The following is a 13230-nucleotide window of genomic DNA, read 5'->3' as shown; positions in this document are numbered from 1 at the left end:
TCAAACTCGCTTCACGATGGGCCGGCCGAACAGGCCCGCCGGTTTGACGACCAACACGGTGATAATTAGCGCCAGTGCGATCGGCAGCTTCAGCTCGTTGCCGACGCCCGGGATATAGGTTCCGGCGAGATTTTCGAAGATGCCGACCAGGAAGCCGCCGATCACGGCGCCGAACGGGCTGGTCAGCCCGCCGAGCACGGCGGCGGCAAATCCGTAGATCAAGACGCCGCCCATCATGTTCGGCTCCAGGAACACCACCGGCGCGATCAGCATGCCGGCGATCGAGCCGATTGCCGCCGCCATGCCCCAGCCGAGCGCGATCATCCAGGAGGTGTTGATGCCGACCAGGCGGGCCGATTCAGGCAGCGCGGCGGCGGCGCGCATGGCGAGCCCGATCCGCGTGAACTGGAAGAAGAAATACAGCGCGATCAGCAGCAGCACGGTAACGCCGATCATGCCGGCCTGATGGGTCGAGATCAGTTGGCTGCCGAGGAAAGGGTGCGAGCCGAAGGGGGTCGGATATTGCTTGATGGTGAAGTCCCAGATCAGTCCGGCGACGCTGTTGATGATCGCAAACAGCGCGATGAAACCGGCGACGTTGGTCAGGATCGGCGCTTTCGCCAGCGGCCTGAACAGCAGCCGCTCGATGGCGATGCCGCCGGCGAACGAGATTGCCAGCGTCAGCATGAAGGCGCCCCAGTAGGGGACGCCCCACTGCATCAGCTGCCAGGAGATGAAGGTCGAGAACATCGCCATCTCGCCCTGCGCGAAATTGAGATGGTCGATGGCCTGGTAGATCATGACCACGGCGAGCGCCATGCAGGCATAGATCGCGCCGGTGGAAATGCCGGCCAGGATTTGATTGGTGAAAAGCTCCATCGCCGCGCTCCTCAGTAGCCCAGATAGGATTTACGGACGTCTTCGTTGTTGGCGATCTCGGCGGCATTGCCCGACATCACGATCCGCCCGGTCTCGATCACATAGGCGGTGTCGGCGAGCTCCAGCGCCAGCTGCGCGTTCTGCTCGACCACCAGGATGGTGACCTTGTCGTCGCGATTGATCTTGCCGAGAATCTTGAACAGGTCGCGCACGATCAGCGGCGCCAGGCCGAACGACGGCTCGTCCAGCAGCATCAGCCGCGGCCGCAGCATCAGCGCGCGCGCCACCGCCAGCATCTGCTGTTCGCCGCCGGAAAGCGTGCCGGCCTGCTGGGTGTGGCGTTCCTTCAGCACCGGGAAGTGATCGTACATGCGCTCGATGTCGGAAACCACGCCGGCCTTGTCCCGGCGGGTGATGGCGCCGAGCTGGAGGTTTTCCTCGACCGTCATGGTGGTGAAGGTGCCGCGGCCCTGCGGCACGTGCGCGATGCCGAGGCGGACGATGTTTTCGGTGGAGCGGCCGGCGAGCGAAGCGCCCTCGAATTCGATCGCGCCGGTCGAGCGCACCATGTTGCAGATCGCGCGCAAGGTGGTGGTCTTGCCGGCGCCGTTGGCGCCGAGCAGCGTGGTCATGCTGCCTTCGTTGAGACCGAATTCGAGCCCGTGCAGCGCCTGGACCTGGCCGTAATAGGCGCGCAGGTCCCGTACATTGAGCATCGCCGTCATTGGTCCTTGCTCCCGAGATAGGCCTTGATGACGTCGGGATCGGACTGCACCTGGGCCGGCGTTCCCTCGGCGAGCTTGCGGCCGAAATTCAGCGCCACCACGTGGTCGGCGATCGACATCACGAGACCCATGTGATGTTCGACCAGGAGCACGGTGACATGGCGGTCGTCGCGGATGCGGCGGATCAGGTCGCCGAGCACATGGACTTCCTCATGGTTGAGGCCGCCGGCGGGCTCGTCGAGCAGCAGGATTTTCGGCTCGGCGGCGAGCGCCCGCGCCAATTCGACGCGCTTCTGGGTGCCGAACGGCAGGCCGGAAACCGTGACATGGGCGACCTCGTCGAGGTCGAGATAGCTGATGATTTCGTGGACGCGCTTGTTGAGTTCGGCCTCGCCGCGGCGGACCCAGGGCAGCTTCAGCGAGTCGCTGACGATGTCAGAGTTGGTGCGGGCGTGGGTGCCGACCCGGACGTTGTCGAGCACCGAGAGATTGGGAAACAGCGCGACGTTCTGGAAGGTGCGGCCGATGCCGATTTCGGCGATCCGGTGCGGCGGGCGCTTCAGGATGCTCTCGCCTTCCATCAGGATGTCGCCCGAACTCGGCTGGTAGAGCCGGGACAGGCAGTTGAACAGCGTGGTCTTGCCGGCGCCGTTCGGGCCGATCAGGCCGAGGATCTGGCCCTGCTGCATGTCGAAGGAGACGCCGTTGAGCGCGATGATGCCGCCGAACACGACACTGACCTCGCGGACCGCGAGCAGGGGGGCGAACCCGGACGCAAGCCGGGGCTGATGTCCCTGTGCGAGCTGTACCTGCGTCATTTTGCTGCGCCCGAGCCGGTTACGCCCGAACGCGCTGCGCCGGAATGATCGCGCGAAGCCATGCGCCGACCACGCCTACCTGATCCCCTCGACCACACGTGCAACTTTCCCTCCTGCTCTCAACTTCCTGCTCTCTTCTTTTTTTGATTGCGGCTTTGCGCCGTTGCCGAACATGGAATGCGGCGCGGCGCCGCCGAGTGCGGCTTCGATGTTCCTTACCATCGCCACGAGGCGAGGTCCAATATCGTGGCGCAGCCGGTCTTCCGTGAAGCGGAATGCCGGCGCGCCACAGTTAAACGCATATGGACCGGTTCCGTCATTAAGCTTTAGTGCTACGCCGACGGCGGCGATGTCGTCGTGCCACTCGCCCGCCGAAATCGCGAAACCGTGCCTGGCCACCGTCTCGCCGGCGCGTTCGATGCCGTCGCGCAGCTTCGGCCAGCGGCTGCCGTAATATTCGCGCAGTTCGCGCAACAGGTTGCCGCGCTCCTCTTCGGGCAGCGCCCAGACATAGGCGCGCCCCATCGCCGTGGTTGCAATCGGAATTCGCGAGCCGACGTCCAGTTGCACGCCCAATGTCATGCCGCGGCTCTGGCCGAAATAGATCATGCTGGTGCGGTCGCGGCCGCCGACCGCGACCGCGCCGCCGGTCTCGCGCATCACTTCCTCGCGGAACGGCTCGGACAAATGCCGAACGCCGAGATTGGCGAGCGCCGCATAGCCCAGCGCCATGGCCGCGGGCGCCAGTTGATATTTCTCGAACCGCGGAACGGGTGTAAGGTAGCCGAGCCTAGTCAAAGTATAGGTCAGCCGGGAAACGGTCGGCTTTGGCAGGTTGGTACGGGCCGCGATCTCCTGATTGCCCAGAAGCCCGTCGTTGGGACGGAATGCGCGCAACACATCGAGGCCGCGGGAAAGCGCGACGACGAAGCTGCGATCGGTCGCCACTTTCTTGCCTGGACGTTTCATCGCCTGCCGCTGGACGGACCTCGTTGACAAGGGACGTGCTTCAAAATAACCCTCCCTGTCAAGATGTGGAATTAAATTCCGCAGTGCGAAACAGGCGGCAGCCACCTAGAACAACGCGACTAAGAACGACATAACCAAGAACGACATAACCAAGAACAAGGTATCCAGGGAGAGTCTCGTGAGCGAAGTCGTAAAACTCGAGCGTCATGACGTCATCGCCATTGTCACGGTCAACAGCCCCCCGGTGAACGCGCTGAGCGCCGCGGTGCGCGGTGGCATTTTGGACTGTATGAAGGCCGCGATATCAGATCCCGAAGTGAAGGCGATCGTGCTGACCTGCGCGGGCCGCACCTTCATCGCCGGCGCCGACATCACCGAATTCGGCAAACCGCCGAAGCCGCCCGGCCTACACGAGGTGCTGACCATCATGGAGAACTCGCCGAAGCCGATCGTTGCCGCGATCCACGGCACCGCGCTCGGTGGCGGGCTCGAGGTCGCGCTCGCCTGTCATTTCCGGGTTGCGACCAAGGACGCACGGCTCGGCCTGCCGGAAGTGAAGCTCGGCCTGCTGCCGGGCGCCGGCGGCACCCAGCGCCTGCCGCGCGCGGTCGGACCCGAATTGGCGGTCAAGATGATCGTCGGCGGCGACCCGATCAGCGCTCAGGAAGCGCTGAAGAACGGCCTGATCGAGGAAATCGTCGAGGGTCCGGCTGCGGGCGGTGAGGCCTTTGCCCGCAAGGTGCTGGCGGAGAAGCGACCCTTGCGCAAACTGCGCGACGACGATTCCAAGCTCGCGGCGGCGAAAGCCGACCGCTCGATCTTCACCAATGCGGTGGCGGCGATGACCAAGCGCGCCCGCGGGCTGGAGGCGCCGTTCGCGGCAGCCGACGCGGTCGGTGCGGCCATCGACCTGCCGTTCGACGAAGGGCTGAAGAAGGAGCGCGAGGGTTTCCTGAAGCTGGTCGCGAGCGACCAGTCGAAGGCGCAGCGCTATGCTTTCTTTTCAGAGCGCGAGGCCGCCAAGATCTCCGGCGTGCCCGAGGGGACGAAGCCGCGCAACGTCGAGCGGGTCGCCATCATCGGCGCCGGCACCATGGGCGGCGGCATCGCGATGTCGTTCGCCAATGCCGGTATTCCGGTGACGCTGATCGAGACCGGCGAGGAGCAGCTCAAGCGCGGCATGGGCGTGATGCAGAAGAATTACGAGGCCACCGCCGCGCGCGGCGGCATTCCGGCGGACGCGCCCGCCAAGCGCATGGCGCTGATCACCGGCGTGGTCGGCATTGAAAACGTCAAGGACGCGGACCTCGTGATCGAGGCCGTGTTCGAGACCATGGCGATCAAGAAGGAAGTGTTCGAAAAGCTCGATCAATATGCCAAGCCGGGCGCGGTGCTGGCCTCGAACACCTCCTATCTCAACATCGACGAGATCGCGAAAGTCACAAAACGTCCGCAGGACGTGCTCGGCATGCACTTCTTCTCGCCGGCCAATGTCATGAAGCTGTGCGAGATCGTCCGCGCCGACAAGACCGCGCCGGACGCGCTGACCACCGCGGTCGCGGTCGCCCGCAAGATCGCCAAGGTGCCGGCGGTGGTCGGCGTCTGCGACGGCTTCGTCGGCAACCGCATGCTGTCGCAGCGCGGCAAGCAGGCGGAAAAGCTTTTGTTCGAGGGCGCGCTGCCGCAGCAGGTCGACGCCGTCGTCACCAAATTCGGCATGCCGATGGGACCGTTCGCGATGGGCGATCTCGCCGGCCTCGACATCGGCTGGCGCTCGCGGAAAGATCGCGGCATCAAGTCGGAAATTGCCGACGCGCTGTGCGAAGCCGGCCGCTTCGGCCAGAAGACCGGCAAGGGCTACTACAAATATGAGGGCGGCTCGCGTTCGCCCTTGCCCGATCCCGACGTCGAAAAGCTGATCGACGAGACGCTGACCCGGCTCGGGCGCAAGCGCCGCGTCGTCTCCGACGACGAAATCCTCGAACGCATGATGTATCCGATGATCAACGAGGGCGCGCGGATTCTCGAAGAGGGCATCGCGGCGCGGCCGAGCGACATCGACGTGATCTGGCTCTACGGCTATGGCTGGCCGATCTATCGCGGCGGCCCGATGTTCTATGCCGATCAGGTGGGCCTGAAGCACATCGCCGACCGGCTGTCGTTCTACGCGAAGGAGACCGACGATCCCCGTCTGGAGCCCGCGCCGCTGCTCAAGCGCCTCGCCGCCGAAGGCAAGACCTTTGCCTCGCTGACACAGACCGCGAAAGCGGCGTGATGGGCTCGCGCCCTCTCTCCACGTCATTCCGGGGCATGCGAAGCATGAACCCGGAATCTCGAGATTCCGGGTTCGCGCTCCGCGCGCCCCGGAATGACGACAGGCGGTGGGCATGACCCATCCCGGCGAGAAATTCTATCCGGAAGGCGTCCACTGGGACGACCCGATCGCGACGGGAACGCTGCCCGACCTGCTGTCGCAGGCCGCGGCCGACTACGGCGCGCGGCCGGCGATCGAATTCCGCGACCGCCCGATCAGCTACGCCGAACTCGAAGCGATGGTCGAGGTCGCAGCCGCTTCGTTCCTGCGCGCGGGCTACGGCAAGAACAACTCGGTCGCGCTGTTCCTCGGCAATACGCCGGATCATCCGGTCAATTTCTTCGGCGCGCTCAAGGCAGGCGCGCGCATCGTGCATCTGTCGCCGCTCGACGGCGAGATCGCGCTGTCGCACAAGCTCAGCGATAGCGGCGCGCGCGTGCTGGTCACCTCCAACCTGTCGGCGTTGCTGCCGGTCGCGCTGAAATTTCTCGCTCACGGTCTGCTCGATCGCCTGATCGTGTGCGAGGACGACGACTGGGGCAAGGTCGGCACGCCACAGACGCCGCTGCCGAAAAATCCCGCCATCATCACCTTCCGCCGGTTCATCGACGGGGCGACGAAGCCTTCGCAGTGGCCTGACATTTCCGCCGATGACACGGCGCTGCTGCAATATACCGGCGGCACCACCGGCCTGCCGAAGGGCGCGATGCTGAGCCATGGCAATTTGACCTCGTCGGTGTCGATTTACGACGTCTGGGGCAAACGTGCCCGCGCGGAGCGCGGCAACCCGGTCGAGCGTGTGATCTGCGTGCTGCCGCTGTTTCACATTTTTGCGCTGACAGTGGTTCTCCTGAGCTCGCTGCGGCGCGGGCACCTGATCTCGCTGCACCAGCGCTTCGACGTCGAAGCCGTGATGCGCGACATCGAGGTCAAGCGCGCGACCGCGTTTCCCGGCGTGCCGACGATGTGGATCGCGATCGCAGGCCTGCCCGATCTCGACAAGCGCGATCTGTCCTCGCTGGTGAGCTGCGGCTCCGGCGGCGCACCGCTGCCGGTCGAGGTCGCCAACATCCTGGAGCGCCGGGTCGGCATGAAGCTGAAGAGCGGCTGGGGCATGACCGAGACCTGCTCGCCCGGCACCGCGCATCCGCAGGAAGGCCCGGACAAGCCGGGTTCGATCGGGCTGATGCTGCCCGGCATCGAACTCGACGTGGTGTCGCTCGATGATCCCAAAAAGATCGTGCCATCAGGCGAGGTCGGCGAAATCCGCATCCGCGGGCCCAATGTGACCAAAGGCTACTGGAACCGGCCAAAGGAAACCGCCGACGCCTTTGTCGGCGACCGCTTCCTCACCGGCGATATCGGCTACATGGACGCGGACCGCTATTTCTATCTGGTCGACCGCAAGAAGGACATGATCATCTCCGGCGGTTTCAATGTCTATCCGCAGATGATCGAGCAGGCGATCTACACCCATCCCGCCGTCCACGAGGTGATCGTGATCGGCATTCCCGACGCCTATCGCGGCGAGGCGGCAAAGGCCTTCGTCAAACTGCGTGACGGCGCAAAGCCGTTCTCGCTGGACGAACTCAAGACGTTCCTCGCCGGCAAGCTCGGCAAGCACGAAATCCCGGCGGCGCTGGAATTCGTCGACGAGCTGCCGCGCACGTCAGTCGGCAAGCTCTCGCGCCATGAACTGCGCAATCAGCAGCCCGCCGCGCTTAAACCGCAGCAACTCGCCTCGGGAGGCCGCGCGTGACTCTTTCAGCGTCGTCCCGGCGAAGGCCGGGACCCATACGCCGTGTCGCTCGTAATGGAAGATGGTGCCGATGGCCTTTGCGACAACAAGCATCGGTGGTTATGGGTCCCGGCCGTCGCCGGGACAACGAACGATAAGGTAAGGCGTTAATTCATCCGCTCACAGGAGGATCCGATGGATCTCAGCTTCTCTAAGGAAGAACTGGCGTTTCGCGACGAGGTGCGGGCGTTCTTCAGGGACAATGTGCCGCCCGCAACCCGGCAGAAACTGCAGGAAGGCCGGCACCTGTCGAAGCAGGAGATGATCGACTGGTGGCGCATCCTCAACAGGAAAGGCTGGGGCGTGTCGCACTGGCCGAAGGAATATGGCGGCACCGGGTGGACCTCGGTACAGCATTACATCTTTAACGAGGAGTTGCAGATGGCGCCGGCGCCGTCGCCGCTCGCCTTCGGCGTCAGCATGGTCGGCCCGGTGATCTACACCTTCGGCAACGAGCAGCAGAAGAAGCATTATCTGCCGCGCATCGCCAATGTCGAGGATTGGTGGTGCCAGGGCTTTTCGGAGCCCGGCTCCGGCTCCGATCTCGCTTCGCTGAAAACCAAGGCCGAGCGCAAGGGCGACCACTACGTCGTCAACGGCCAGAAGACCTGGACCACGCTGGCGCAGCACGCCGACTGGATCTTCTGCCTGTGCCGCACCGACCCCTCGGCGAAGAAGCAGTCGGGCATTTCCTTCATCCTGATCGACATGAAGACCAAGGGCATCACGGTGCGGCCGATCCAGACCATCGACGGCGGCTATGAGGTCAACGAAGTATTCTTCGACGACGTCAAGGTGCCGCTGGAAAACCTGGTCGGCGAGGAGAACAAGGGCTGGGACTATGCCAAATTCCTGCTCGGCAACGAGCGTACCGGGATCGCCCGGGTCGGCGTTTCCAAGGAGCGCATCCGCCGCATCAAGGAATTGGCCTCGAAGGTCGAGTCCGGCGGCAAGCCCGTGATCGAGGATTTGAAATTCCGCGAAAAGCTCGCCGAGGTCGAGATCGACCTGAAGGCGCTGGAACTCACACAGTTGCGCGTCGTCGCCGACGAGGGCAAGCACGGCAAGGGCAAGCCCAATCCGGCTTCATCCGTGCTCAAGATAAAAGGCTCGGAAATCCAGCAGGCCACGACCGAGCTTTTGATGGAAGTGATCGGCCCGTTCGCCGCGCCCTTCGACGAGCATGGCGACGACGGCTCCAACGAGGCGATGGACTGGACCGCGCAGATCGCGCCGAGCTATTTCAACAACCGCAAGGTTTCGATCTACGGCGGCTCCAACGAGATCCAGCGCAACATCATCACCAAGGCGGTGCTGGGGCTCTAGCCGTCATTCCGGGGCGCGCGAAAGCGCGAACCCGGAATCTCGGGATTCCGGGCCCACGCGAAGGCGCGTGTCCCGGAATGACAACAATCAAGATGTGGCCACTGCTCAGTCGTCATGGCCGGGCTTGACCCGGCCATCCACGTCTTGACGCGGAGGAAGTGAGACGTGGATGCCCGGGTCAAGCCCGGGCATGACGAACTAAATTCGTTATTCGGAGAAAGCAGAGAACATGGATTTTGATTTGTCCGAGGAGCAGCGGCTTCTCAAGGAAAGCGTCGACGGCCTGTTGGGGGATTCCTACGACTTCGAGGCGCGCAAGAAGTACATGAAGGAGAAGGGCGGCTGGAGCAAAGCCGTCTGGGGCAAGCTGGCCGAGCAGGGCCTGCTCGGGCTGCCGTTCTCCGAGGACGATGGCGGCTTCGGCGCGGGGGCGGTCGAGACCATGATCGTGATGGAGGCGCTCGGCAAGGCGCTGGTGCTGGAGCCGTATCTGGCGACAGTCGTGATCGGCGGCGGTTTCCTGCGCCGTGGCGGCTCGGCCGCGCAGAAGGCTGAACATATCCCGGCGATCATCGACGGCAGCAGGACCTTTGCCTTCGCGCAGCTCGAGAAGAATTCGCGCTACGATTTGTCCGACGTCTCGACGTCAGCGAAGAAGAAGGGCGACGGCTGGGTGATCGACGGCGAGAAATTCGTGGTCCTCAACGGCGAGACCGCCGACATGCTGATCGTCACCGCGCGCACCAAGGGCGGCCAGCGCGACGCCGCCGGCATCGGCGTGTTCCTGGTGCCGGCCAGTGCCAAGGGCGTCGCGAAGAAGGGCTATCCGACCCAGGACGGCCTGCATGCCGCCGACATTTCCTTCACCGGCGTCGAGGTCGGCGCCGACGCTGTCATCGGCGATCCCGAAGGCGGCTTGCCGCTGATCGAGCGCGTGGTCGACGACGCCCGCACCGCGATGTGCGCGGAGGCCGTCGGCGCGATGGATGAATCGCTGAAAACCACGGTGGAGTATCTGAAGACCCGCACCCAGTTCGGCGTGCCGATCGGCAGCTTCCAGACCCTGCAGCATCGCGCCGCCGACATGTTCGTCGCCGTCGAGCAGGCGCGGTCCATGTCGATGTTCGCGACCATGGCGAGCGATTTCGACGATGCCAAGGAGCGCGCCACCGCGGTGGCGGCGGCGAAAGTGCAGATCGGCAAGTCGGCAAAATTCGTCGGCCAGCAGTCGATCCAGCTCCATGGCGGCATCGGCATGACCCAGGAAGCGAAGATCGGCCACTACTTCAAGCGCCTGACCATGATCGAGAACACTTTTGGCGACACCGACTACCACCTTCGCCGCGTCACCAATTCAGGCGGGCTGGTGTAAGAGAAAACCGTCACCCTGAGGTGCCGTCGCGCTTTGCGACGGCCTCGAAGGGTGGGGGCTGGCACCGAACTATCTGCCCATCCTTCGAGGCTCGCCCAGCGGTGCAAGTGCACCGCGAGGCTCGCACCTCAGGATGACGGCGTCACTTGCGGAGAAACTCGAAATGAAATCCACCCCGTTCGATCTCACCGGCAAAGTCGCCGTCATCACCGGTTCGAGCCGCGGCATCGGCCGCTCCTCGGCCGAACTGCTGGCGAAACTCGGCGCCAAGGTCGTGATCTCCAGCCGCAAGGCGGATGCCTGCAAGGAGGTCGCCGATGGCATCAACAAATCGGGCGGCGATGCCCATGTCATCGCCTGCAACATCTCGCGCCGCGACGAAGTCGAGGCGCTGATCGCGGGCGCCACCAAGCATTACGGCAGGATCGACATCCTGGTCTGCAACGCGGCGGTCAATCCCTATTACGGCCCGCTGCTCGACATCAAGGACGAGGCCTTCGACAAGATCATGAGCTCTAATGTCAAGAGCAACATCTGGCTCTGCGCCCTCGCAATCCCGCAAATGGCCGAGCGCGGCAGCGGCTCGGTCGTCATCATCTCCTCGATCGGCGGCCTTCGTGGCTCGACCGTGATCGGCGCCTACGGCATTTCGAAAGCCGCCGACTTCGCGCTGTGCCGCAGCCTCGCCGGCGAATGGGGCCCGAAGGGCGTGCGCGTCAATTGCGTGGCGCCGGGCCTGGTCAAGACCGATTTCGCCCGCGCGCTCTGGGAAGACGAAGAACGCCTGAAACGCCGCTGCGCCACCACGCCCTTGCGCCGCATCGGCGAGCCCGACGAAATCGCGGGCGCGGTCGCCTATCTCGCCTCGGATGCCGCAAGCTTCATGACCGGCCAAACCATCGTCGTCGACGGCGGCGTCACCACCGCGTCGGCGTAGTCAAACCCTCTCCCGCACTTCGCGGGGGAGGGTGCCGAGCCAACGGGTCGGCGCGAAGCGCCGCCCGATGATAAACTCCGCGAGGCGGGTGGGGGCTCTCTCAGCGAGTCCCGATGCCGAGAGAGCCCCCACCCCAGCCCTCCCCCGCGAAGAGCGGGAGAGGGAGCGCAGGCACCGGCGATATTGACCTTCACGCCCCAATCCGCTTGCCTCTGCGCAAACCCGCACAACAAACATCCGGGGGAAGCAACACCATGTCCTTTGTGCTGGCCATCGATCAGGGCACCACATCCTCGCGCGCCATTGTGTTTCGCTCCGACATCTCGATCGCGGCGACCGCGCAAGCTGAATTCCCACAGCATTTTCCGGCTTCGGGCTGGGTCGAGCACGAGCCGGAGGACATCTGGACCTCGACCATCGCAACCTGCCGCGACGCGCTGAAGAAAGCGAATCTCGCGGCCAAGGACATCGCCGCGATCGGCATCACCAACCAGCGCGAGACCACCGTGGTGTGGGACCGCGCGACGGCTAAGGCCGTCCACCGCGCCATCGTCTGGCAGGATCGCCGCACCGCCGACATCTGCGCGAGACTCAAGGCCGAAGGCCACGAGCCGGCGATCTCGCAAAAAACCGGCCTGATCATCGATCCCTATTTCTCCGGAACGAAAGTCGCCTGGATCCTCGACCACGTTCCCGGCGCGCGCGAGCGCGCCGATCGCGGCGAGTTGCTGTTCGGCACCGTCGATTGCTATCTGCTGTGGCGGCTGACCGGCGGCAAGGTGCATGCGACCGATGCCACCAACGCCTCGCGCACGCTGCTGTTCAACATCCACTCTGGTGAATGGGACGACGATCTCCTGAAAATCTTGCGCGTGCCGCGCTCGATGCTCCCGGAGGTGAAGGATTCCTCGCACGCCTTCGGCGAAAGCATCAGTGAGCTGTTCGGCGGCGCCATCGCGATCTCGGGCATCGCCGGCGACCAGCAGGCCGCCACCATTGGACAAGCCTGCTTTTCGCCGGGCATGATCAAGTCGACCTACGGCACCGGCTGCTTTGCGCTGCTCAATACGGGCGCGACGCCGGTGGCCTCGAACAACAAGCTCCTGACCACCATCGCCTACCAATTGAAGGGCCAGCGCACCTACGCGCTCGAAGGTTCGATCTTCGTCGCGGGCTCGGCGGTGCAGTGGCTGCGCGACGGGCTGGGCATCATCAAGACCGCCCATGAATCGGACGAACTCACCGAGAAATCCGATGCCACGCAATCGGTCTATCTGGTGCCGGCCTTTGTCGGCCTCGGCGCGCCGTACTGGAATCCGCGCGTGCGCGGCGCGCTGTTCGGGCTGACCCGCAACACCGGCCCCGCCGAACTCGCGCATGCCGCGCTGGAAAGCGTCTGCTACCAGACTTTTGATCTCTGGGCCGCGATGCGCGCCGACTGGCCCGACGCCAACGCCGCCAATGTCGTGCTGCGCGTCGACGGCGGCATGGCGGTGTCGGACTGGACCATGCAGCGTCTCGCCGATCTTTTGGACGCGCCGGTCGACCGCCCGATGATCCGGGAAACCACCGCGCTCGGCGCCGCCTATCTCGCCGGGCTGTCAGCGGGCGTCTATCCCGAGCCCGCGAAATTCGCCGACAACTGGCGGCTGGAGCATCGCTTCAAGCCGGCAATGTCTGCGGCGACAAGGGAGCGGAAGCTTGCGGGATGGGCGCGCGCGGTGAAGGGGCTGTTGGCGAGCGATGAGGGGGAGGGGTAGTCCGGCTAATTAGCGATCACAATCCTCGTTTTTACCGCGGTGCCAGCGCGTGTCGACAATTCCAATGCTCGAAAAGTCGAAGATCTCGCAATTCTCGATATTAACACTCAATCCGGCAAGAATGTTGACACCGTTAGCGCCCAGGCGTGGCGGCCGCGCCGCTGATGCTGAGGTTGCGCAGGATGACGACATCGGTTGATCCGGCGTTGACGGTAATACCGTTGGTTCCTGACGCCAGAATGGAGGCCATTCCCTTCCCGTCGATGGTAATCGACTTCGTGATGGTGACGGGGCCGTATCCGCCCGGATCGAGAACGTCGATCTCGCCGCCG

The 13230-nt window shown here is 64.4% G+C and carries 10 protein-coding genes and 1 pseudogene; 6 read left to right on the top strand and 5 right to left on the bottom strand.

Annotation, left to right across the window (positions count from 1 at the left end; translation table 11 throughout):
* The 4 genes from VK804_RS06260 to VK804_RS06245 form a co-directional block, all read right to left on the bottom strand.
* Entirely contained in the window at positions 1-879 is an 879-nt protein-coding gene (locus VK804_RS06260; protein WP_325368957.1) for a branched-chain amino acid ABC transporter permease, read from the bottom strand.
* Positions 880-890: 11 nt separating this feature from the next.
* Entirely contained in the window at positions 891-1604 is a 714-nt protein-coding gene (locus VK804_RS06255; protein ID WP_325368955.1) for an ABC transporter ATP-binding protein, read from the bottom strand.
* Positions 1601-2422, bottom strand: a complete 822-nt coding sequence (locus VK804_RS06250; protein ID WP_325368953.1) for an ABC transporter ATP-binding protein — start codon at positions 2420-2422, stop codon at positions 1601-1603. The genes VK804_RS06255 and VK804_RS06250 overlap by 4 nt, the downstream gene beginning before the upstream one ends.
* A gap of 75 nt (positions 2423-2497) precedes the next feature.
* The gene (locus VK804_RS06245) at positions 2498-3391 is read right to left on the bottom strand and encodes an IclR family transcriptional regulator (protein WP_325369096.1); all 894 of its coding nucleotides are present in this window, start codon (positions 3389-3391) and stop codon (positions 2498-2500) included.
* A 178-nt stretch (positions 3392-3569) separates the two neighbouring features.
* Between VK804_RS06245 and VK804_RS06240 the strand changes: the two genes are divergently transcribed.
* The 6 genes from VK804_RS06240 to glpK all read left to right on the top strand — a co-directional run bounded on the left by VK804_RS06240 (position 3570) and on the right by glpK (position 12898).
* Positions 3570-5666 (top strand): 3-hydroxyacyl-CoA dehydrogenase NAD-binding domain-containing protein, encoded by a 2097-nt coding sequence (locus tag VK804_RS06240; RefSeq protein WP_325368951.1) that lies wholly within the window; start codon positions 3570-3572, stop codon positions 5664-5666.
* A gap of 112 nt (positions 5667-5778) precedes the next feature.
* A complete protein-coding gene (gene pimA / locus VK804_RS06235; protein ID WP_325368949.1) occupies positions 5779-7464 on the top strand; it encodes a dicarboxylate--CoA ligase PimA in 1686 nt (561 codons plus the stop codon).
* A 174-nt stretch (positions 7465-7638) separates the two neighbouring features.
* Complete coding sequence (pimC, locus tag VK804_RS06230) at positions 7639-8829, top strand: pimeloyl-CoA dehydrogenase large subunit (RefSeq protein ID WP_325368947.1); 1191 nt, start codon at positions 7639-7641, stop codon at positions 8827-8829.
* Between the two features lie 229 nt (positions 8830-9058).
* Positions 9059-10201: a pimeloyl-CoA dehydrogenase small subunit gene (gene pimD / locus VK804_RS06225; protein ID WP_325368945.1), complete on the top strand. Its 1143-nt coding sequence runs from the start codon at positions 9059-9061 to the stop codon at positions 10199-10201.
* 163 nt (positions 10202-10364) lie between these two features.
* On the top strand, positions 10365-11138 hold the full coding sequence (locus VK804_RS06220; RefSeq protein WP_325368942.1) for an SDR family oxidoreductase: 774 nt from the start codon (positions 10365-10367) through the stop codon (positions 11136-11138).
* Between the two features lie 254 nt (positions 11139-11392).
* On the top strand, positions 11393-12898 hold the full coding sequence (gene glpK / locus VK804_RS06215) for a glycerol kinase GlpK (RefSeq protein ID WP_325368940.1): 1506 nt from the start codon (positions 11393-11395) through the stop codon (positions 12896-12898).
* 133 nt (positions 12899-13031) lie between these two features.
* On the opposite strand, the pseudogene VK804_RS06210 reads toward glpK, so the two are convergent.
* Positions 13032-13230, bottom strand: a pseudogene (locus VK804_RS06210) (hypothetical protein); the annotation flags it as partial.

The sequence above is a fragment of the Bradyrhizobium sp. genome (assembly GCF_035484855.1).
Classification (GTDB): Bacteria; Pseudomonadota; Alphaproteobacteria; order Rhizobiales; family Xanthobacteraceae; genus Bradyrhizobium.
The sequence above is the reverse complement of the archived record's forward strand: the minus strand, read 5'-3'. Positions and strand labels throughout refer to the sequence as shown.